Origin of the sequence: Parasphingorhabdus sp., assembly GCF_039982415.1 — a bacterium.
Taxonomy (GTDB): domain Bacteria; phylum Pseudomonadota; class Alphaproteobacteria; order Sphingomonadales; family Sphingomonadaceae; genus Parasphingorhabdus.
Genome location: NZ_JBDWYL010000006.1, coordinates 783245 through 805076 on the forward strand (window position 1 = coordinate 783245; position 21832 = coordinate 805076).

Annotated in this window: 23 protein-coding genes; 10 read left to right on the forward strand and 13 right to left on the reverse strand. The window is 51.5% G+C overall.

All coding sequences use genetic code 11. The annotated features are described in order from the left end of the window. Positions 1-111 precede the first annotated feature (111 nt). Positions 112-411, forward strand: coding sequence for an integration host factor subunit alpha (locus ABJU74_RS09520; protein ID WP_348383255.1), 300 nt, complete (start codon positions 112-114; stop codon positions 409-411). Between the two features lie 20 nt (positions 412-431). Continuing rightward, the gene (locus ABJU74_RS09525; RefSeq protein WP_348383254.1) at positions 432-806 is read left to right on the forward strand and encodes a MerR family transcriptional regulator; all 375 of its coding nucleotides are present in this window, start codon (positions 432-434) and stop codon (positions 804-806) included. A 17-nt stretch (positions 807-823) separates the two neighbouring features. Here the strand turns inward: ABJU74_RS09525 and ABJU74_RS09530 are convergent, their stop codons facing one another. From ABJU74_RS09530 to ABJU74_RS09540, 3 genes are read right to left on the reverse strand one after another with little or no spacing between them, the layout of a single operon-like run. Beyond that, a complete protein-coding gene (locus ABJU74_RS09530) occupies positions 824-1366 on the reverse strand; it encodes a histidine phosphatase family protein (protein WP_348383253.1) in 543 nt (180 codons plus the stop codon). Continuing rightward, positions 1363-4122: an ATP-dependent DNA helicase gene (locus ABJU74_RS09535; RefSeq protein ID WP_348383252.1), complete on the reverse strand. Its 2760-nt coding sequence runs from the start codon at positions 4120-4122 to the stop codon at positions 1363-1365. Before ABJU74_RS09535 ends, ABJU74_RS09530 begins: the two co-directional genes overlap by 4 nt. Positions 4123-4145: 23 nt before the next feature. Further along, positions 4146-4727, reverse strand: a complete 582-nt coding sequence (locus ABJU74_RS09540) for an NnrU family protein (protein ID WP_348383251.1) — start codon at positions 4725-4727, stop codon at positions 4146-4148. A 108-nt stretch (positions 4728-4835) separates the two neighbouring features. On the opposite strand from ABJU74_RS09540, the gene ABJU74_RS09545 reads away from it, so the two are divergent. Further along, positions 4836-6416, forward strand: coding sequence for a lysine--tRNA ligase (locus ABJU74_RS09545; protein ID WP_348383250.1), 1581 nt, complete (start codon positions 4836-4838; stop codon positions 6414-6416). A 9-nt stretch (positions 6417-6425) separates the two neighbouring features. After that, entirely contained in the window at positions 6426-6905 is a 480-nt protein-coding gene (locus ABJU74_RS09550; RefSeq protein ID WP_348383249.1) for an asparaginase domain-containing protein, read from the forward strand. On the opposite strand, the gene ABJU74_RS09555 is transcribed toward ABJU74_RS09550, so the two are convergent. Next, the gene (locus tag ABJU74_RS09555) at positions 6892-7845 is read right to left on the reverse strand and encodes a YeeE/YedE thiosulfate transporter family protein (protein WP_348383248.1); all 954 of its coding nucleotides are present in this window, start codon (positions 7843-7845) and stop codon (positions 6892-6894) included. The genes ABJU74_RS09550 and ABJU74_RS09555 overlap by 14 nt on opposite strands. After that, positions 7846-8364 carry a TetR/AcrR family transcriptional regulator gene (locus ABJU74_RS09560; RefSeq protein ID WP_348383247.1) on the reverse strand — a complete coding sequence of 173 codons (519 nt, stop codon included), beginning with the start codon at positions 8362-8364 and terminating at the stop codon, positions 7846-7848. 129 nt (positions 8365-8493) lie between these two features. Between ABJU74_RS09560 and ABJU74_RS09565 the strand changes: the two genes are divergently transcribed. Both ABJU74_RS09565 and ABJU74_RS09570 read left to right on the forward strand, forming a co-directional pair. Continuing rightward, the gene (locus ABJU74_RS09565; protein WP_348383246.1) at positions 8494-9117 is read left to right on the forward strand and encodes a glutathione S-transferase; all 624 of its coding nucleotides are present in this window, start codon (positions 8494-8496) and stop codon (positions 9115-9117) included. Positions 9118-9131: 14 nt separating this feature from the next. After that, the gene (locus ABJU74_RS09570) at positions 9132-9812 is read left to right on the forward strand and encodes a cupin domain-containing protein (protein WP_348383245.1); all 681 of its coding nucleotides are present in this window, start codon (positions 9132-9134) and stop codon (positions 9810-9812) included. On the opposite strand, the gene ABJU74_RS09575 is transcribed toward ABJU74_RS09570, so the two are convergent. Then, positions 9809-10870, reverse strand: a complete 1062-nt coding sequence (locus ABJU74_RS09575; protein ID WP_348383244.1) for a fatty acid desaturase family protein — start codon at positions 10868-10870, stop codon at positions 9809-9811. The genes ABJU74_RS09570 and ABJU74_RS09575 overlap by 4 nt on opposite strands. Before the next feature lie 129 nt (positions 10871-10999). Between ABJU74_RS09575 and ABJU74_RS09580 the strand changes: the two genes are divergently transcribed. Next, complete coding sequence (locus tag ABJU74_RS09580) at positions 11000-11251, forward strand: hypothetical protein (protein ID WP_348422667.1); 252 nt, start codon at positions 11000-11002, stop codon at positions 11249-11251. Here ABJU74_RS09580 and ABJU74_RS09585 read toward each other — a convergent pair. Together ABJU74_RS09585 and argE are read right to left on the reverse strand one after the other, a co-directional pair. Then, positions 11248-12054 (reverse strand): SDR family oxidoreductase, encoded by an 807-nt coding sequence (locus ABJU74_RS09585; protein WP_348383242.1) that lies wholly within the window; start codon positions 12052-12054, stop codon positions 11248-11250. The genes ABJU74_RS09580 and ABJU74_RS09585 overlap by 4 nt on opposite strands. A gap of 4 nt (positions 12055-12058) precedes the next feature. Further along, complete coding sequence (gene argE, locus ABJU74_RS09590) at positions 12059-13222, reverse strand: acetylornithine deacetylase (RefSeq protein ID WP_348383241.1); 1164 nt, start codon at positions 13220-13222, stop codon at positions 12059-12061. Positions 13223-13363: 141 nt separating this feature from the next. On the opposite strand from argE, the gene ABJU74_RS09595 reads away from it, so the two are divergent. Beyond that, on the forward strand, positions 13364-13819 hold the full coding sequence (locus ABJU74_RS09595; protein ID WP_348383240.1) for a hypothetical protein: 456 nt from the start codon (positions 13364-13366) through the stop codon (positions 13817-13819). Positions 13820-13868: 49 nt separating this feature from the next. Here the strand turns inward: ABJU74_RS09595 and ABJU74_RS09600 are convergent, their stop codons facing one another. Then, positions 13869-14162, reverse strand: a complete 294-nt coding sequence (locus ABJU74_RS09600) for a hypothetical protein (RefSeq protein WP_348383239.1) — start codon at positions 14160-14162, stop codon at positions 13869-13871. Positions 14163-14535: 373 nt separating this feature from the next. Between ABJU74_RS09600 and ABJU74_RS09605 the strand changes: the two genes are divergently transcribed. Together ABJU74_RS09605 and ABJU74_RS09610 are read left to right on the forward strand one after the other, a co-directional pair. Further along, complete coding sequence (locus ABJU74_RS09605; RefSeq protein WP_348383238.1) at positions 14536-15705, forward strand: hypothetical protein; 1170 nt, start codon at positions 14536-14538, stop codon at positions 15703-15705. 9 nt (positions 15706-15714) lie between these two features. Next, complete coding sequence (locus ABJU74_RS09610) at positions 15715-16194, forward strand: MarR family transcriptional regulator (RefSeq protein WP_348383237.1); 480 nt, start codon at positions 15715-15717, stop codon at positions 16192-16194. A 21-nt stretch (positions 16195-16215) separates the two neighbouring features. On the opposite strand, the gene ABJU74_RS09615 is transcribed toward ABJU74_RS09610, so the two are convergent. The 4 genes from ABJU74_RS09615 to ABJU74_RS09630 all read right to left on the reverse strand — a co-directional run bounded on the left by ABJU74_RS09615 (position 16216) and on the right by ABJU74_RS09630 (position 21810). Continuing rightward, on the reverse strand, positions 16216-17727 hold the full coding sequence (locus ABJU74_RS09615) for a hypothetical protein (RefSeq protein ID WP_348383236.1): 1512 nt from the start codon (positions 17725-17727) through the stop codon (positions 16216-16218). An 84-nt stretch (positions 17728-17811) separates the two neighbouring features. After that, positions 17812-19644: a DUF885 domain-containing protein gene (locus tag ABJU74_RS09620; RefSeq protein ID WP_348383235.1), complete on the reverse strand. Its 1833-nt coding sequence runs from the start codon at positions 19642-19644 to the stop codon at positions 17812-17814. A gap of 151 nt (positions 19645-19795) precedes the next feature. Continuing rightward, positions 19796-20506, reverse strand: a complete 711-nt coding sequence (locus ABJU74_RS09625) for a 2OG-Fe(II) oxygenase (protein WP_348383234.1) — start codon at positions 20504-20506, stop codon at positions 19796-19798. Positions 20507-20514: 8 nt separating this feature from the next. Beyond that, positions 20515-21810 (reverse strand): amidohydrolase family protein, encoded by a 1296-nt coding sequence (locus tag ABJU74_RS09630; protein WP_348383233.1) that lies wholly within the window; start codon positions 21808-21810, stop codon positions 20515-20517. Positions 21811-21832: the final 22 nt, after the last annotated feature.

Genomic DNA, 21832 nt, shown 5'->3' on the forward strand with positions numbered 1-21832 from the left:
CGCGGTAAATGAACGAAATCCACTAATAGATTGATCCTGCGATTTACTTATTTGGCAAATTGCTCTATAGGAAGAGTAAGATTTTCAATCTCTTACTAGGAGATAATTGACATGAGTTACGCGAGTACCCTTACCCGGGCTGATCTTTCCGACACAATGAATCGCCAAGTTGGCTTGTCGCGCGCGGATAGCGCCGTCATGGTGGAATCGATTCTAGACCATATGATCAACGCGCTGATCGATGGTGAAAATGTGAAGATTTCAGGCTTTGGTACCTTTGTCCTTCGCGACAAAGGAGAGCGTACGGGTCGTAATCCTAAAACGGGTGTTGAAGTTCCGATCGCACCGCGCCGTGTGCTGACATTCCGGGCGAGTCAGACAATGCGGGACCGAATAATCGCGGCCGGCTAATCTGAAAGGTCGAGTAAAGTATGACCAAAGATAATGGTGCCTTTCGAACCATTGGAGAGCTCTCCAGGGAATTGAATATCAAACCGCATATATTGCGCTATTGGGAAGACCAATTTGCCATGCTGCAACCGCTCAAGCGGGCCGGTTCGCGTCGACATTATCGCCCGGAAGATGTCGAAATGGTCAAAACGATCAATCGGCTGCTCAACGATGAAGGCTATACGATAAAAGGCGCGCGGAAGTTTCTCACCGCCCGCAAAAAGCGCCCCATGACAGAGCAAGCAGAGTCAGTCGCCGCGCCGATGGCCGAAACTGTCAATGAGAATAAGGGGTTGATGTTGCAGGAATTGAAGACAATTCGCGACCGGCTCTCCACTGCGCTCAACCAGGCCTGAAATGCTCAGCTCAACGATTAATTGTAATCCGGGCCCAGTTCGGGATCGAGATCGCGCGGCCGGGTAAAGCGATCCAAAACCGCGCAACCGTCTTGTATGTCGACCCAGTTTTCAATGCCGAGCTGCAATTCTGCGAGCGCGGCGGTTGGATATTTGGCTTCGACCGCAGCACGGGTATTCGACGATCCGTCATCTGGCACCAGATCGAAAATTAGATCTTCAAGGCCGGGATTATGACCGACCATCAATATATGTTGTGCATCGGCATGGGCGTTGCGGATGACATCCATCAACGTGACAGACGAGGCGAGATAGATTTTGCGATCCCATTGTGGTTCCAAAGATGAACCACATGCAGACTCCACTTGCTCCAGTGTTTCGATGACGCGGACTGCAGGCGATGCCAAAATTTGATCAAATTGGAGGCCGTGGCGCTTGATGAACTTGCCCATGATTGTGGCTGCGCGTTTTCCCTTGTCATTGAGCGGGCGGTCGAAATCACGGTTTACCGGATCATCCCAACTCGATTTGGCGTGCCGCAATAGTGTCAGTCTTTTCATAGTCCGCCAGATCCATCCTTTTGCGCAGCGTCATGCCTGAAAGATAAGTCAGGGGAAAGACTGGATTGCATAGTTTTGGATTTTGCCGCTTTTATTTCTGCCAATGCTTGATCCAATGGCATGCGTTCAACAGGCGTTCCATCAGGAAAAGCGGATAGCAAGCGAGATGGAAAGGCGGAGGATAAAATGACGAAATGACCATGATCATCGGCCCGCCTTACAATCCGGCCAAAGGCTTGGGCCAGTCGGGCGCGGATTATCCGATCGTCATAGGCGCTGCCGCCACCAGCCAGCTTGCGGGCTTTGTGTAATATATCGGGGCGCGGCCAAGGCACCGATTCCATCACCACCAGGCGTAGACTTCGGCCGGGTACATCTACGCCATCGCGTAACGCATCAGTGCCCAATAAACTGGCTTTGGGGTCATCGCGAAAAATATCGACCAATGTGCCGGTATCTATTGGATCGACATGCTGCGCATATATTGGCAATCCATTTTGCGCCATGCGATCGGCAATGCGGGCATAGACAGTACGCAATCGCCGGATCGCGGTGAACAGTCCTAAAGTTCCCCCGCCTGACGCTTCGATCAGCTGTGCATAGGCGCCAGCCAATCCAGCCATATCTCCGCGTTTAATATCGGTCACGATGATGACTTTTGCCTGGGCAGCATAGTTAAACGGGCTGGCCACTTCAAATTCTTGCACGGGATGTTCAAGATGCACCGCACCGCTGCGCGCCCGCGCCGTATCCCAGTCGCCCCCGCCTTTCAGCGTGGCCGACGTAATCATCAGGCCATGCGCATTTTTGGTCACAACTTCCGTGACAGGGATGGTTGGATCCAGCCAATGGCGCGCAATGCCAATATCAAATTCGCGACCTTCAAATCGGTCAATCAAAAGCCAATCCACAAAATCAGGATCTGCCGGACCGCCGATACGAGACAATAAAGCCAACCAACCTGATAAACTATCACAGCGCCAGCCCAGGCTTGATAAGGCGCCTTCCATTCGCGCACGTGCGGGGGCATCCATCCAATCGGGCCCTTCTTCCATGAGATGCTCGATCCGCTGACCGAGCCGAACCAAGGGCTTGAGCAAAGCGTCAATGGCTTGCGCGGCGGTCGCGACGGCATCGATCATTGGGCCTTCGACATCGGTCAGCTCTGTTTCCAGACCATAGCCCGCATCTGCACTCTGGCTCTCGTCGCGCGCAAAGACCATATGGCGCACTTCGCCCAATAAGGCTTCGACTGGACCAAAAGGCTCACCCTCCGACAAGCGTTGCAACCAGCCGTCACTTGGCAAGGCTTCGGCAGCATGACGGGCGCTTTCGATGGCGCGTCCGCCCTCATCATCATAGGAAGCGAGATCGGCCAATCGCGCCGCCAAACCACGACGTCGGCCGCGGTTCTTGCTTTCTGGGCCGATGACCCACCGCCGTATTTCAATAGCTTCTTGTCCCGACAAACGGGCCGCAAACATTGAATCAGCTGCATCGAACAAATGATGGCCTTCATCAAAAATCAAGCGGGTGGGTGCATTTTTCTGATCTCGACCACGCGCGGCATTGACCATGACCAAGGCATGATTGGCGATAACAATATCAGCCTGCTGACTGGCACGCGCGGACTTCTCAATGAAACATTTGCGGTAATGTGGGCAGCCCGCATAGACACATTCTCCGCGGCGATCAGTTAGCGCGGTTGTCCCGTTCCGGCGGAACAAGCTGGTCAGCCAGCCGGGCAAATCGCCGCCAATCATATCACCATCTTTTGAAAAGGCCGCCCACCGCGCGACCAAATGTGCGAGCACCGCAGCGCGGCCGGTAAATCCGCCTTGCAAGGCATCTTCCAAATTAAGCAGGCAGAGATAATTTTCCCGACCTTTACGTACGACGACTTTTTTGCGGAAAAGAGCATCATCAGGATAGATTCGGCGCGTTTCTCGATCGAGCTGCCTTTGTAGCGCCTTGGTAAATGTGGAAATCCAAACCGCTCCACCTGCTTCAACCGACCATAAGGATGCCGGCGCGAGATAGCCGAGTGTTTTGCCAATACCGGTTCCAGCCTCGGCGAGCAGCATATTGGGCGCGCCTTTGATTCGCCGCGGATTAAATATGCTGGCGACCGCGGTGGCGTAGTTTTTTTGGCCGTCGCGATCTTCAGAGCCGTCCCCGGTCAGGGCATTTAACTGTGCCAAAGTCGCGGCGTCGTCCATGTGAATCGCCTGCGGAGCGGGGCGCGGGGTTTCTTCTTCCCATTCGGTTAATTTGGAAAAGAGCCAGCGCTCATTCTCCACTGGTTTGTGAAGTCGTTTAGAAATTTCTCCAGCCCAAGGCCAACGCAATCGATATAATGCTTGTGCACTGCTCCAAGCGCCTTCGCGTTCGGCCCAGGCGGGTGCCTGCAATCCCGCTAAAAGCTGTTCCGCAGCGTGGCGATAAATGTGCGCTATATCGGCTTCTTGCTCAACCGGTTCCAGTCCTAGGGCTTTAGCCATGCCTGCCGGAGTCGGCACGACAAATTGCGCGGGATGGATAAACGCAAAAAGTTCGAGCAGATCAAGCCCAGACAAATCGGGATAGCCCAGCCTTTGACCCATGAGCGGCGCATTGAGCAGGATGTGCGGTGTTTCGGCAACGCAGCCAATGGCTTCGCCTTTGCTAATGGCGCGTGAAACCCCATCGCTACCGCAAATCCAGATACCGCTGTGACTGGCATGGAGTGCCGGATAGGGAAGCTTGAGATCAGTCAAATATCATCGCCTTCCCCTATTGGTTATCCAGTCGCATTGGGGCCAGCCAAGGCGATGCCGGTGTAGAAGCGATGCATACCGAACAAGATGGCATATAACACCAAGGCAATAGCAAAGCTCAAAATTTCGCGGCCAAGCGTCACGGTTTCCGTAGGTTTGATCCAAGGACCTTCGTTGCGAGAGACGGTGAAAATCGAGATCAGCGCCCATAATCCCAGGCCGCCAAACAAAACCAAGGAACGACTATCGCCGTTGGCAAGCAAATGGCCGCCGGCCCAAACCAGCATACCGGTTAACATCGGATGACGGATAAATTGTTTCACCTGCGATTTGCCTTGCGCTGCGCCAAACAGGAAAATTGCAAAAACCATCAACAGCATATTGAGGTGGCGACCCCAGCTTGGCGGGTCATAGACAAATTCATATTGTGCGGTGCGCCAGCCATAGATCATGAGCGCAATGGAAGAAATGATGAGGAGCGCAACCAATCCCTGATGCGGTCCTTCGCCAATCTTGCCGCGAATTGCACTTCTCAACCCCGGGGCGACCGACTTGACCAGATGAACAACGCTCCAAAGCAATATGCCTGCAATCAACGCTCCCATAACAATCTCCTGCTTTTTGTACTGTTCTAACTTGCTATAGACGGTAATGCTACTATTGGCGCAGAACCAAGCAAATAAACATCTTTGATTTGACAGGATAATCCCATCGTGACCGACTATAGTGACGCAGCTCAGCAATCCAAAGCCTGGCCATTTGAAGAAGCCCGCAAATTGCTCAAACGGTATCGCGGTGAGCGCGGCGCACCGGCTCCTAAACCCGGCGGGGAACCGATGCTATTTGAAACCGGCTACGGTCCGTCTGGCTTGCCGCATATCGGTACTTTTAATGAAGTGCTGCGCACCACCATGGTTCGCCGCGCCTATGAGACGCTAACCGGCAACCCGACGCGGCTCATTGCTTTTTCCGATGACATGGACGGTTTTCGCAAAGTGCCAACCAATGTGCCCAATCAGGACATGTTAGCGGAGCACTTACATAAGCCGCTGACCAAGGTGCCCGATCCGTTTGAAAAATATGACAGCTTCGCCGCGCATAATAACGCTATGCTTCGTGAATTTCTTGATCGCTTTGGATTTGATTATGAATTTCTGTCCTCGACGGATCAATATCAAAGCGGTGCTTTTGACGAGACATTGAAACTGGTGCTCGCACGCAATCAACAGATTTTGGATATCATGTTGCCGACATTGGGTAAGGAACGGCAAGCCACCTATTCTCCGATTCTACCAATTAGTCCAAAGTCCGGCATGGTTTTGCAGGTTCCGGTTGAAATTCTGGATGCACAATCCGGGCTGGTGCGCTTTGAAGATGAGGGTGAACTGGTCGAGCATAATATTTTGTCCGGCGGCGCAAAATTGCAATGGAAAGTCGACTGGGCAATGCGTTGGACTGCGCTGGGCGTAGACTATGAAATGTATGGCAAGGACCTGACGGATAGCGGTGTGCAGTCCGGTAAAATTGCCAAGGTGCTCGGTGCCCGTAAGCCCGACGGCTTGATCTATGAAATGTTTCTAGACGAGAAAGGCGAGAAAATTTCCAAATCCAAAGGCAATGGTTTGTCGTTGGACGAATGGCTGCGCTATGGTTCGGAAAATAGCCTGGCCTTTTATATCTACCGGGAACCAAAATCGGCCAAGCAATTGCATATGGGTGTTATCCCGAAAGCCGTGGATGAATATTTTCAATTTCGCGCCAACTGGCATGAACAAGCCCCGGAAAAACAATTGGGTAATGCGGTGCATCATATTCATGGCGGTGCGGTTCCGACCGAGACCATACCTGTTACATTTGGGCTATTGTTAAATCTGGTCGGTGTTATGGGCGATGCGGATCGGAATCAGATTTGGGGCTATTTGCGTCAATATGCGCCGGATGCCACGGCGCAAAACTATCCGGATCTGGACGAGCTAATTGGCAATGCCATGGCTTATCACAAGGATTTTATTGCACCGACGCTTGCGCGGCGCAAACCCGAAGGCATCGAAGTTGCTGCCTTGCAAAGGCTTGATAGCGAATTGGGGAATTTGCCGGACGATGCACTAGCAGAAGATATCCAAACGATCGTGTACACCATCGGTAAAGAAGGCGGCTTTGACAATTTACGTGATTGGTTCAAGGCGCTTTATGAAACACTGCTCGGCAGCTCGCAAGGGCCGCGAATGGGCAGTTTTATCGCACTTTATGGTGTGTCCAATACTAGAAAACTAATTGCCGAAGCTCTGGCGTGAGCATGGACTATGATTGATATTTTTACCACTGGCGGGACCATCGACAAAGTTTATTTTGATGCGTTATCGGAATATAAAATCGGGGCAACGGCCTTACCCAATATGCTGGCTGAAAATAATGTTCATGTTCCGCACCGGGTAACTCAGCTGATGCGCAAAGACAGTCTGGAGCTTACCGATTCAGACCGGGCTGAGATTTTTGAAGCAATTATGGCGAGTGAGGCGGACAAGATTTTGGTGACCCATGGAACCGATACAATGGTTCAGACAGCCCAGAAGCTTTCTGCAATAACCAGCAAAACCATCGTATTAACCGGTGCGATGCAACCGGCCACTTTACGCAATAGCGATGCTGAATTTAACGTCGGTTTTGCTTTGGCCGCCACGCAAATCTTGGCACATGGTGTTTACATTGCAATGAACGGCGAAGTCTTTGATCCGGCTGTGACCCAAAAAGACCGCGCTGCGCACCGATTCATTCGGCAGTAGCTGATTGGTTTTGAAAGCGGCTCATGATCCGTGTCATGAGCGGCATGGCCTTAACAACCACCGCAATTGTTACGATCATCATTAGATAAGCGACAATGCCGTAGAAGGTTAGCCCCGGTATCGTCCACATCAGCAAGACGTCATTACCACCGGGTACAGTGGCAGCGCCAATACCCATCAGAAACCCGCCTATCAGATTGGCGAAAGCCATTTTCATTGTGCCTAGCTGCGGTCGAAATTTGTTTTTCAACCAGCTACTGAAAATCGCGCCGCCAAATAGTGCCGCAACCGCCAGTTCAACAGCCATACCAACCGACAAGCCCTGGCCGCTGAGCAAGCTATTCAAAACGGCCGCGTAGGACCATTCCGGTCGGGTCCCGTAAATTAATGCCGCAGTGACCCCAATTGCGAGGAGGGCCAGCATCGTCATATCGCGTTTGATTATGATGAAATAAAGGCTCAGCGAGGCTAAGATGAGAAAGGCCACAACCATAAATTGTTTGTACAAACTATCTTCAACTGCGACACGTGGTTTGAATATTATAGGCTCCGCTAGCTGGAAAAAATCGACCCGCAGCACAAGCATAGCGAGTGCTAATCCGACAAAAGTCAGGAGGTAGCTGAACTTACCCGCACCAATATAGCCGACTGTGCCAACAAAACAGCCTTTGTTGACAACGGCACCCACACCCATAATTGCGGCACCCGCGAAGAGCGGCCAGCCGATGACAATATCCACGGGAATATGTGCCCGGCCAGAATATTGCAGCAACAAGAACAGGACCACACCAGCCCATGCGGCGACAATAAGTAGTCCGAACAACCAGTCGCGCCGGCCTTCGCTCACCCAGCGCATCGTAGCAGCGACCGTGCAAGTGACAGCGCGGACCAAAGCAAAGCCGAGGATGAAGGCCAATGGTATGATTGAAAATGATGTCACTTATGCAGCGCTTTTCGGCATGAGGTCGTGGGTAACATTATCGAGATAGCGTGAATCGCGTGTGGCAACCGAGAGTATCATGGCGCCTTGCAGCGCTGAAATAATATGCGCCGCATTGGGATAGGCTGAAGGTTCAGTGTTTATCAACGCCTTTTCAGTCCAAGCGATAAGCCGGGCAAAAAAGTGATCGACTGCAGTTTGTACAGCGGGTGGCAATTGCGGACTCACAGACCCCAATACTGCACATAAACAGCTTGATTCGCCTTCTGCATAAGCGGCTTGATAGGCACTGATGAGTCGTCTGATGCGATCATCAATCTTATCTTCGGCTGAATCAGCTGCTCCTAGCGTATCAAATAGATTGTCCGCATAGCGCTCAACCACGGCTTTACCGAGATCCTCCTTGTGTGGAAAATGATAATGAACCGAGGCGCTTTTCATATCCAAAGCGGCCGCAATATCCCGAAAACTGAGCCCGGCAAAGCCGCCCTGTCGGTAGCCGGATTCGGCAATATCCAATATTTCGTCCCGTTTGCTGATCGTGTCTGCTCCTTTGAATATGATTACCTATCACAAGATAGGGGTTGATCAACTGAGATTTTACTGATACCTACCTATCGATAGGTAATAAACAATGTGAAAGGCCCTATGATGAAAGTTTATGATTTTGAAGGTTTCCCCAATCCCGCCCGCGTGCGCATCGCGCTGAAGGAAAAGGGATTGTTTGATTCCGTTGAGTTTGTTTCCATCAATGTTCCGGAAGGCGAGCATCGCAAAGCTGCGTTTCGGGAGAAAAACCCATCGGCAACAGTCCCGGTTCTCGAGTTAGAAGATGGGACGACTATCGCAGAATGCAGTGCGATTACAGAATATCTCGATCAACTGACCGGTGAACCGCAATTGACTGGAAAAACACCCAAAGAACGGGCCGTGATAGCGATGATGCAGCGCCGCGCTGAGGCCGGTCTGTTTGATGCTGTTGGTACTTATTTCCACCATGCTACACCGGGTTTAGGAGCGGAGCTGGAAACCTATCAATGCGCGGAATGGGGTCGCCATCAAAAAACCCGTGCGGAAGCCACGATGCGTTATCTTGACGGTGTCCTGGCAGACCAGCCTTATATCGCTGGAAAAGATTTTTCTGTCGCTGATATCACAGTTTATACCGGACTTGGCTTCGCCGATTTTGCGGGAGTAGACATTCCGGACGGGTGTGAAAATCTTGCGCATTGGCGTGCCAAGATGGATAGCCGACCTAGTATCGCCAATTAAGCGGAGCAAATGCCATGAGGATCAACGCTGATTTTGACAAACCGGTCATTCTCCACCCGGAAGACATGACCTGGGTTCCTTCTCCCTTGCCCGGTGTCGAGCGAAAAATGCTCGATCGGGTGGGCGGAGAAGTGGCTAGGGCAACGTCGCTGGTGCGCTATGCTCCTGGCAGCTATTTTGATCCTCATGTGCATAGCGGTGGCGAGGAATTTCTCGTTGTTGACGGTGTTTTTTCAGATGAGCATGGGGATTTTCCAGCCGGAACCTATGTGCGCAATCCTATCGGTACGAGTCACAAACCACACAGCCAAGATGGTTGTATTATTCTGGTCAAATTGCATCAGTTTGATGCTGCGGATACGGCACAATTTAGCCTCCAAATCGATGAGCTGAACTTCGAAGATGGTGGTACACCCGGTGTTGAATTTGCTTGGCTGCACCGTTTTGATGGAGAAGAGGTGAAAATAGTTCGCTGGGCAGCCGGAAGCTATTATCCTGAACATGTGCATGAGGGAGGAAGCGAAACCTATATTATTTCGGGCAGTCTGGCTGATGAACATGGAGAATATCCAGCCGGTAGCTGGGATCGGACACCTCCGGGATGGAAACACAGTCCCTATAGCAAAACCGGTTGTCTAGCCTGGACCAAAGCCGGCCATTTAACGGCTGAAAAACTGGGAAGCTTTGCGGATTAGGTGGATGCCGGCTGGGTAACTTCACTCAGCACGGAACGATAGCCATCGGAAATCGTCATTCGCTCAACATAGCCTTGAGTGCATAATAGAGTGTGCGCTTTGGAAAGGTTATAGCAGGGCAAGCCCATGAACAGATGATGTTCGCTATGATAGTTAACCCAATAAGGCGCTACGGTCGTCCGTTCGATCCAGTTGGCATAAGTGGTACGCGCATGAGAAAACGGATCGTCACTGCCCGTCGCTGTACAGGCGTGTTCGGCAATATTTCGAATTCTCAGGAACAGCTGAAAACTTGTCGCGAGTGCCACGATCCAAATCACGAAGGGTAAAATCCCTAATGTCAGAAGGCTGGTCAATAAAATCACAAGTTGAATGAAGAGAAAGCGGCCAACCGTCTTGGTCGTTCGCACCGCACCATTCAAATTGGTAATCGGGGCCGAAACGCCAGCCGCTCCGCTTCGGTTCAGCGCCGTGCCAGCGGAAGTATCGCGCTTGCCCGTATCATTGCTTGATGGGGTCCCGCGAACCATTGCTTGCAAGCCCAGCCAAGCGGCAGCCAACTGACCGCTGCGCTGTTTGAAAAAGGTCTGGCCCGTCAAATCGCGCATGATTTTCCTTTTCATGCTGGCCCGAGTGGTGGGAAAGGGTTTTGACAAAGCCAGATCGGGATCTTCGGGCTGTTGGGTATATTTGTGGTGGGTGAGATGATAGGCGCGGTAGCTGTGTAAATCACTGCCGGTGGCGGCTCCTGTCAACCATTGGCCAGCGAAATTATTAATCTTTCGATTGGGGTGCAACAGACCGTGCGCGCCTTCGTGCATCAATATCGATAGCCCCAGTTGGCGCCCACCCACTATTGCAATGGCAAAGGGTAAGGCAACAAGGCCCAATAGCCAATTCCAATCCCATAACAGCGTCGCTCCTGTCATTGTCAATATGGCGACAAACCATCCATGCGCGATCAGCCATAAACCGCGAGAAGTTGAGATATGAGTCAACCGCGCCCAATCATCCTGGGAAAATATATCTTTGGATCGGGCGGCTTTGACGGCTGGCATGGGACAATAATAGGCTGTTTTCTGCCAAAAAGCCAGTTTTTGTCAGAAATCGGATAAGCCGAGTAATCCGTAACGGAAATTACATCGCACTGTCTTGAACGCGTAACATCCTCTTGTCATTTTTATCGGATGAACTGGCAGAATAACGGATTCGCAGCACCCCATCAGGCGTTGATTCCAGCGGAGGTGAAGGCGCAAATCCATGAGCTTTTGCTGCGCTTAGGCTGGGTGAGTTTGGCTGGAGCGATGGCCCGCATATCCAATCGCATAGGGTTGACGATTAAACCGGTAATATTGGCTGATGGCCGGAATGCGATAGAGGTGGACAATGATCGATCATATCGCATTGTGTCCAATTTGATCGGCCAAGTTTCTAGCTAGATATCAACCAGGCCCTGTTCGAATTTATCAATGCGTTGGCGCATAGCGGCGCGCGTATCTCCATCATCGGTTGCGCAAACCAGGACGCCTCCGCCTGCGGTCATTACCCTTTCTATATCGGGCCACATGATTTCAGGCGTTTTGGCATTGCGCCACAGGCCAGCTATGGTCGGGTTCGTTCGTCGCTCTCCGCCAAAACGATCTGGCCGGGCTTTGGCCCCATCCCAAATCTCGGTATTGAGCAGCCCCGGGCATAAAATCGTGCAGCCGATATTTTTGGTGGCCAATTCACCCGATAGGGCTTCGGCAACGGCCATCGTGCCGTGTTTGGTCGCAGCGTAAAGCGGGAAATCTCCTTCCGGTGCGCGCAGCGCTGCGGTGGATGCGGTGATTCCGACATGACAGGGATTCCCTTTGAGCAAGGGGACGAAGGATTGAGCGGTCCAGATTGCACCCAATACATTGACTTCATAGGCCCAGCGCACTTGATCGGGTTTGCCGTCGAGCAGTGATGCGCCGACACCAACCCCAGCGTTGATCCAGAGCATAGCCAGATCGCCATGATCTCGGGCAAACCGTTCGGCAGCGGCTGTCACGGCTTCCCGATCGCTAATGTCAAACGCCATGGAGAAGGCGCCGCCGCCGATCGCCAAAGCTGTCGCTGCGGCCGCATCTTCTCGGATATCCTGTACACAGACAGTGATCCCGGCGGCCGACAATTGGGTCGCGAGCATCCGCCCGATACCGTCTCCGGCGCCGGTTACCATTGCGATACGGTTGGCATATCCGGCCAGTGCGGTCATCAGGTCACTCCTGTTCCAGCTGGGTGATTAATCTTATCATGAAATCCGCTCCACGCTCAAATTGTTCAAGGCTAATATATTCGTTCGGTTGGTGGGCTTGTTCGATTGAGCCGGGTCCACAAATAACCGTTGGAAAACCAGCTTGCTGAAACTGGCCCGCTTCAGCGGCATAAGAAACCACCCCGGCTGGAGTATTGTCGCCGGTTAATTTGCGAACAAAAGCTTCCGCCTCTTCGGATCCTGTTGGCCGCAAAGGCGGCGCATTGGACAATTGGGTCACGCGGATGCCTGCTTCTGGAAAGGCGTCTTTCAATTGGCGATCGAGCCGAGCAGCCTTGTCTTTAAATGGCGCTAATATAATGTGCGGATCAACTTCCGGCGGACAGCGTAAATCAAATTGGAAATGGGCATGGCGCGCGAGAATATTTGCGGCTGTTCCTCCTTGCATCTTGCCAACGGTCAACGTGGCATGCGGTGGAGTGAATGGAGAGGCAGGATCGGCTTGTTCCCACAATGAACGGGCCAGTTCAGCCAGATCATGCATCAAGTCAATCGCAACCATATTGGCGGAAACGCCCAGATGTGTGAGGCTGCTATGCGCTTCATGACCCCAGATTTCCACCGTGTGTACGCAAATGCCCTTATGTCCGATAACCGGTTTCATCATTGTCGGTTCGCCAACAATTGCGAGGGCTGGCTGCGGTAATTTTTCGGCAATGTCCTGGATCATGGCGGGCGCGCCGAGGCAGCCAATTTCTTCATCATAGCTAATCGCCAAATGCACGGGACGTTGCCCTTGTTTTAGCATGGGCACCGCCGACAGTGCCAGTGCGATAAACGCTTTCATATCGCATGTGCCCCGGCCATGCAGCAGCCCAGCGCGCTCGGTGACGGTGAACGGATCACTATGCCAGTCTTGCCCATCCACTGGCACGACATCGCTATGACCGGACAAAATAATACCGCCCTCTATATTGGGGCCGACAGTGGCATAGAGATTGGCTTTCGATCCATCGGCATTTTCAACCCGCGTCGATGATATGCCTAAGGCGGTGAGATAGTCTTCAACCCAATCAATCAACGTGAGATTGCTATTGCGCGAAGTCGTATCAAAAGAAATCAACGAATCGAGGATGGATCGGGCGGGGTTGAGTAACGGATTTGTCATGGAACTAACATAAACCTCAGATGAACAGAAAGAAATACGCTAAAAAAGACTTTATCTTTCAGACGTTTTACAGCAAGTTACAGAGACCGATTTGGCGGGTGACGGGAATTTGGCTAGGGCATTTGTCGGATGGTGAACCAAATGTTTAAAAAGATTTTTGTAAACCAGCCTGAGATAAAGGGTTCCAAATCGCATATGAACAGAGATATTTCAGTTGAAAGGGACTTGGGTCAACTGGCCGCATTGGGTGCGCGCCTGCTGGCGACCCCGTTTCTATCAATCACTGTTTATGATGGCGAGAGCGATCCTGGATCAACCGCGGTGCAGACCGTTTCCCATGTAGCGGCTTATTGCGATGAGCACTGGGCGGCCGCCAATCCGCAGATTAATATCAGCCAATTGGGGAGCCCGCGCAACGCGATGACCCAGCATCTTGGTCTCTACGCCTCTTTGCCTTTGCGAAATGATGAGGGAGAGACAATTGGCACACTGGCCTGTGCCGGTGACGAAGCACGCGATCTCAGCGAACAAGAAATGGGTGTGCTGAAAAGCATCTCAGCGCTCACGCTGGCGGTACTTCGCGGTTCTACCCATTAAAAATCGAGATTAATTTTTTCTCACCATTGTGCAGATGCCGTTCAAGGCTTCATGCATCAACATCGCTTGACTGTAGCGCGGCTTTACCGCGCGCCGTGATCATCGTGTCGAGAAAACGGGGGCCGGAAATGTGGCCGGTCAGAAAGGCTTCGTAAAGGATCATTCCATTGTCGCTCAAGGTCTGGACGGCATCAACGAAAAGCGCAGGATTGTCCGCCGCTTCGTGCGATTCAATCATATCGGGCGTCATCGTTGCGGCCGAAGGCCAAGTCTGATTGAGCGATCCCAGAACATAGCGTTCTGTTTCGGATAGGGTCGCTTCGGGGGAGTAAGCAAAAGTCATTTTCTATCGCAGACCAGATCAAATTAAGTATGCCCCACTCGCTTTGATTGCGTTAACCTTTATTAAACGAAAAAGTTAAAAAAGTGTTAACAAGCGGTTGTTACGCATTCTCAATTTCGGCCAAATTCAGACCAAGATCAATCGACGCAAACCCAGTTACAAGCTGGGGTTAAACCGCAAAAGCGGCTTACAGATATTTCCGGCCGAAGGTATAGCGAAGACGGTTGTTCTGCCCTTAACACCAGACGAGTTGAATCATGCGGCCGGACTTATGTGTATTTCCCCTACAGAATAATCCGGATGGATCCGGCAGACGTGATTGACATTGGTTTCATTTAAACATAGATATCTATATATAAGACAGCTATGGAGAATGATGATGGTTTCACGCAGACGGATATTAAAGACCGGAGGCGCATCCTTGCTTTTATTAGGCGGCGGCTTTGGTGCTTATGTGGGAACACGGTCGATTGCGCAGGCACAAGAGCCTTGGCGAAAAGCGGCTCAAGGCTTTGGCGATCCGCGGATTGATGCCCTGGCTTACGCCATTTTGGCGCCTAATCCGCACAACCGGCAACCATGGCTGGTTCAGCTGCAGGGGGAGGATAGTTTTCAGCTTTATTGCGATTTGGACAAACGCTTACCGCACACCGATCCACCGAACCGCCAGATTACAATCGGGTTTGGCGCTTTTCTGGAATTGTTTCGGCAAGCCGCCGCCGAAAATGGCTATCGGGCGGATATCAATCCTTTTCCCGATGGCGAACCACAACCGGTTTTGGATCGGCGACCGCTGGCTACGGTCACGATGATAAAAGATCCCACCATCAAATCCGACCCTCTTTTCGCCACTATCTTGGCGCGGCGCAGTACCAAAGAAGCCTTTACCAATGACATTATCACCGCCGCTCAAAGTAAGGCGTTAGAGCAAAGCGCCATATCTGCGGATCTGGTGAATAATATATCTCTGGCGATGACCAGTGACAGCGATCAAGTTGCTCGCTTGCGAGAATTGAATTGGCAAGCCTGGTCGGTGGAATATGCAACCGATCGAACGCAGAAGGAAAGCGTGGATCTGATGCGTATCGGTGCTGCCGAGGTAAATGCCAATCCGGATGGCATAGATTTGAGCGGACCAATGATGGAAGCCTTGCGTTTGGGCGGCATCGTCTCACGCGCGCAATTGGCCGACAAAGGATCCAATGCTTATGATGCGGGAATATCCATGTATCAGGAGATACTCGACAATACGCAAAGCTTTGGCTGGCTGATATCGCAAGAAAACAGCCGCGCCGCCCAGTTACAATCGGGCGCTACATGGGTGCGGTTCAACCAGGCGGCAACGCAAATGGGTCTGGCCATGCATCCGGTCAGCCAAATCCTGCAGGAATTTCCCGAAATGGCTGATCTCTATAAACAGTTTCACAGCGCTGTGAATGTGGCTGAACCAGCCCGAGTCCAAGGCTTTTTCCGATTAGGCTATGCCGCGCGTCCCGAACCGTCACCAAGATGGCCAGTGGAATCTATCCTGTTAAACGCTTAAAGCCAGATAATGAAAGAAAGCCATGAGCAACAAACCCGCCCCGCCGGATTGGAAGGGGATCCCATTCAATTTGAGGTGATGACCGAAATTGGAATCATCAACCAACTGGCGGACAATCTATTCCAGAACCAATTGCCAAAAGGCATGACCGTCGCGCAGTTTTCTGTGCTCAATCACCTTTTGCGTCTCGATACCCAAGAAACCATCAGCCAATTGGCAAATGCCATGCAAGTAGCGCAACCGACAATGTCGTCAACGGTCCGCAAATTGGAAGATAAGGGATTTGTTGCGCTTGTCCATGAACCAGATGATCGGCGCATCCGCCGCGTCTGCGTAACGGCTGCTGGGGCTGCGGTCCGAAAGGAAGCCATTGCCTCTTTGACACCAATGGCAGAAACGTTGCGACGGGAAATTCCCGATCAGTTGTGGTATGATATTTTACCGCAATTGCATCAGATCAGAGTGATACTCGATGGATTGCGCCCTTAGTTATCGGCGCGAAAAACCTGCTCAGTTCGATGCTTGTGGCTGCCCATCAGCATCCCGCTTTTCTTCGAACTGTTCCAAGAGCTGTTCAGCCAATTGTGATTGTTTGGAGCGATGCGGGCTGAAGGCCAGCGGGCGCAGGATTTGAATAGCGTGATCATAACGCCGATCTTGGGCATGTTGATTGGCTACCATCCAACGCAGGCTGGAATCAAAGGGGGCAAATTCCAGTGCCCGCTCTAATCCGCGCACAGCGATTTCTGGAATTTCTGCTCCGGCATCCCGGTAACTGCGATAATAATAGAGCAATGGTATCGGGTGATCATTCTCAACTTTATTGGCCTTTACAAATTGCCGTCGGACCGCTTTCCAGTCAATTTCAGGTTCTTCGCTATCCTTAGCCAGCGCAGCCAAAGCATAGCCTTTTTGAATAAGGGCGTTAATATGGCGCGGATCCTTGACCAGTGCACGATCCGCTGCGGCAATAGCGGCGGCATTATTGCCTGCATCAAATTCCGCTTCCGCCAAGGCGGCTTGAACGGCCGGATCATTGGGAAAGCCGGCGGCTATTTCTTGTGCTTGTGGAAGCAGTTCGATCGCTTGTTCCCTTGTTACGCCGCGTTTTGATCGCATGATAACCGGCATCATTTTCGCTTCACCGGAGCGCAGTTGGCGAGTCGTTATTTGCCCGATCTTCAATTCGGCCCGCGGACGAGAGAAATAGGACCATTTGCGGTTTCTCCGATAGACACCCAAATCTTTCGCCAATTGGCCAATATCACCAAAAACCTCAGCGGCTTCCTCTTCATTCGAACCGTTGGTCAATCGCAGTTGATATTCCCGAAACTGCTTTCGCCGTGTCGGATTGAAGGTCAGATAATGATAGAGCAGCCAGCTCTTACCATAAAAATTATCATAGCCTTTTCTCTTGTTGGCCAGGTATTTTTTGGTGTTGAGCAATTCGATCAACGGCACATCAGTGGCCCGTCCCAATTCATAAGCCCGATGTGCAGCGGGAAGCCCCAAACCGACATTGCCATCTTTCTCAAACCTTACCGTCGAATAAAATTCCGCAAAACCTTCGGAGAACCAGCGAGGGTAGGAATAGTCGGTTATTCCGTACATGAAATGATGGGCATATTCATGGAACAAAATCTGTTCCGGCGAGTTTTGAAACTTGTTGCTGGCTTTGCGCAGCTCGGGAACAAAGGCCACGGTTGCCCCGGCCCGCGGGAGATAGAAGCCGCCAATATTTCGACCGCCAAAGCGCGCTAGCTTCTGAACCTTTCCTTCGCTGCCGACCACAAAAATAGTGACGCGATTAGACGGGCTGGGTTTGGCCAAAACATTGGTCCGGCCATAGGCCAATGCAGCATGAAAAAGCTCCAGGCGTTCCGCAAATTTGCGGACCGTCTTCTCGTTTTTATTGGCGTAAATTATGAAATGATCACTGCTGGCTTCGATCCATTTGGCATATGCAGGATTGCTCCAAATACAAGCGATGAAAAACATCACTGCAATGACAAAGTGATTCATAAAAATTGCCCCTATACTTTACGGCAGCATAATAGTGACCGGAGTATAAGGGCAATAGTGATTGCAAATTTTATCGGACAAAATCTAGCCCTGGGAAGTAATCCAGTCGTCGATCTTCTTTTCCAGAACCGTCATCGGAAGCGATCCTGTGTTCAAAACCTGATCATGAAATTCGCGCGGATCGAATTTATCACCGAGATCATCTTGCGCTTTTTGCTTGAGGCGCTGGATCGTCAACGCTCCGATTTTATAAGCCAGCGCTTGCGATGGGATGGCGATATAACGCTCCACTTCGGCCGTCGCATCGGTTTTGCCCATGCTGCTATTGTCGAGCATATATTGAATGGCCTGTTCGCGGGTCCATTCTTTGCTGTGGAGACCGGTATCCACAACCAATCTCATAGCGCGCAGCATTTCGTCATCAAGATGACCAAATCGCTGATAAGGATCATTGAACATGTTCATCGGGAAGCCCAATTTTTCGGAATAGAGAGCCCAGCCTTCGACAAAGGCTGTATTGCCCCCAAAACGCATGAAGTTCGGCAGGTCTTCATTTTCCTGCGCAAGGGAAATTTGAAAATGGTGGCCGGGGGCGCCTTCATGCAGATATAATGTGGTCATGCCGGACGTGTTGCGCGAGGGTAGATCATAAGCATTGAAATAAAAGACACCGGGACGGGAACCATCTGGCGTGCCGCTTTGATATGAACCGCCCGCCTGGAATTTCTCGATGGACTCGTCATAGGGACGGATTTCCAAAGGCGATTTGGGGAGCACTTTAAACTGCGTAGAGATGACCTTGTCGACCTGTTTGCCGAGATCATAATAGCCTTGGGTCAAGGCTTCCCGGGATTCCGGATGGAATTTGGGGTCGGTTCGCAAATGTGTGAAAAATTCAGACAGCGTCCCTTTAAATCCGACTTCGTCTTTAATCGCTTCCATCTCGGTCTTGATCCGCGCCACTTCGCTAATGCCGAGCTTATGAATATAGTCCGCTTCCAGCGGCAAAGTGGTCGTGTTCTCGATAAGATGTTTATACATTACATCTCCGCCCTTCATATAGGACAGTCCGACGCCTTCACGGGCGAGCGGGAGATATTCGTTTTTCAGAAAATCATGCATGGTTTGATAGGATGCGAAGATTTTCTTGGTGGCCATTTCATATTCAGCGTTTAGCCGCGTTTTGTCTGCGTCGCTGAAATCTTCCGGAAATTGCTGAGTCGGCGCCATGAACGGGCTATTTTCAAGGCCTAGTCCCATTTGTGTGGCGAGCTGTTCGATAACATTGCCGATGGTCAATTTGGTTTCAAACACGCCGCTGTCCATACCCTGACGGAACCGACCGACGGAGCGATCAATAAGGGTGATAAACTGTGCATGGCGTTTCAGATTATCGTCGTAATTTTTCACCGTTTTAAAAGGTGCCGCGCCTTTGCCCGATGCAAAAGTTGGGTAAAAGGTATGAAAACCGCTAAAATGATTGAGCGGACGCACCACGCTGAGGTCCATAATTTCTTTGGACATGCCTCTAATGGCTTGTTTTTTGTTGCGCTCAAACACGTCATAAGCAATTTTGTCGGTCACGCTGAGCTGGTTCCGGTCAATCGCCATTAATGCGGCCAATTCCTTTTCTTGCGCAGCGAGTTCTGCGGCAAAATAGGCATCGCTGATATAGTCTCCCAGACGATCTGCATAACGTTCATCACCACGGAACAGGGCACCAATGGGATTGCGTTCGAGATTGTCCGCATCACTTTTCGCGAACAACGCCTTCATTTTTTCGCCTTCGGTTGCAGCCGGCTTGGCGGCTTCTTCTTGAGCAGCAGCACTGGCAATTGATGTGTTTTGGGCAGAAGCGCAGGAAGTGGTGGCCAAAAGGCTGGCGCTGGCGAGCAAGGTGAGCGTTTTGTTGATCATGATGTTTCCCTATTAAACTGTTATGCATGGCTAACACAGCTTGGTTTCACCTGCAACGATCGGTGAAGTCGTTGGTCGAAAGAAATCGGTTGTTGGTCCGTCAACGGCTGTAAATTATCATTGAATTGCGATCAAACTCAATGGCTTGCCATCACCAACGGCCTTTCCACCGATTCAAGCGAAACCACTTTGTGATAATATATTTCGTGCCTTTGATGACCGGTGCACCAGCATGTAACGTGTTCAGATTTGGTCGGCCGTCCAACCCCATATTATTCCACATGAGCAGCATGCCTTTGCGCGGTTCGACTTGATATTCCAATTGCGGAAAAGCTGTTGCCCCACCTTGTTCGGGTTCGTTGAGATAGGCCATCGCCGTCCAACTCCGCTGGCCGCCATTATTGGCTTCATTCTTGGTCCAATAATCTTCACTTTCATGAAAAAAATCGTGATGGTCCTTAAATTCTTGGCCAACTTCATAGCGTTGGCCCTGCAGCACTTCGCTGTGCGAATTTTCCAGCCCCATAAGAGCGCAAATTTGCTCTTCGATCCTTTGGATATCCTTGTCGGTTATACTGACATTGCAGCTATAGCTTGTGCGATAGCCTTCCCGCTCGGTGCCTTTGTACAAGGAAGACGGAACCGCTTCCTGATCGATCATATCAATCAGCAGCTGACAATCCGCATCGCTGAGAAAATTCTGATGGACAAAAAGCTGTGCATGCGGGCTTTCCAGCCATTGCACATGCGGGTGCGCGTTGAGCTTATCCGTCACTGAACGGGTAATCTCGGCAAGCCGTTTGGGGCTGTTATTCCGCGTGACCTTTGTCTTTGGAAGAGCGGTATAAGGGGATGTGCTCATCAGGCGAGTCAGTCAATCACTCGGCCACGAACCATGACCCAATCAACATTTTCCAACACTGTCACATCCTCCAAAGGATTGCCGTCAAACGCGATGATGTCGGCAGAATAGCCCGTAGCAATCCGGCCAATTTCCTTTTCCATGCCCAATACTTCAGCCGCCAAAGTGGTGGCGCTAATAACGGCTTCTTGTGGGGTCAAACCATGCTGGACCATCAGCGCAAATTCCTCTGCATTGCGGCCATGTCCAAAGACACCAGCATCGGTGCCGAAGGCGACTGGAACGCCCATTTTCTTGGCCATCGTCACGGCCTTGCCAACGCTTCCCAAGGTTTCGCGAATCTTGGCCTCAACAACTGGTGTGTAGATATTTTTACCCAATCCTTCGGCGACGCCTTGAAAGGCCATTAATGTCGGAACCAAAGCCGAGCCATTGGCCTTCATCGCTTTTAGTGCCGCTTCGTCAGCAAATGTTCCGTGGTCAATTGTATCAATGCCAGCGCGGGCTGCTGCTTCAATGCCGCGGGCCCCGTGCGCATGAGCCATGACCTTTAAGCCAAGCGAATGGGCGGTATCGGCAATTGCGGTCATTTCTGCATTGGTAAAATGCGCCTCAAGACCGCGGCCCTGCTGGGACAAAACGCCGCCAGTTGCCGTAATTTTGATAATATCTGATCCGGCACGGGATGCTTTGCGCACCTTTTCCGCGCATTGCACGGGGCCAGTGCAGCTGTAACCGCTGGCCAGAGCATCATTAATATCTTCTTTGAAACCGGTCGTATCGCCATGACCACCGACAATTGCCAAAGCGGGTCCGGCCGCAATGATGCGCGGGCCGGGAATAACGCCTTCTGCCGTGCCCTTACGGAGCGAGAATCCCGAATATTGTGAAGATCCCGCTTCGCGCACGGTGGTAAAGCCGGCCTTGGCTGTGATCCGAGCATTTTTTGCGCCAACGACAACGCCCCATTCGGCAGGCTCGGTCGCTTGCTTCCAGAAATCACCGCCCGGATCACCGGTCAAATGGACATGAAGGTCAATCAGGCCAGGCATAACCGTTTTGTCGGACATGTTGATGATGGTGATATTGTCTTCAACCGTCGTGGGCACTGCAGATCCCGAGACAATTGAGGCTATTTTGCCATCAATAATGGTGATGGTTGCTGGTCCGCTTGCGCCTTGCGCGGGATCAGCGATCAAATTACCAGCGCTGATAATGGTCACCTGTTTTGCTGGCGTTTCCGATGTTGCCATTGCGGGAGTGGCGCATGCCAATGCCGCTATTCCAATCAATTGTCGGATCATATCGCTATCTTTCCTTTGCTCT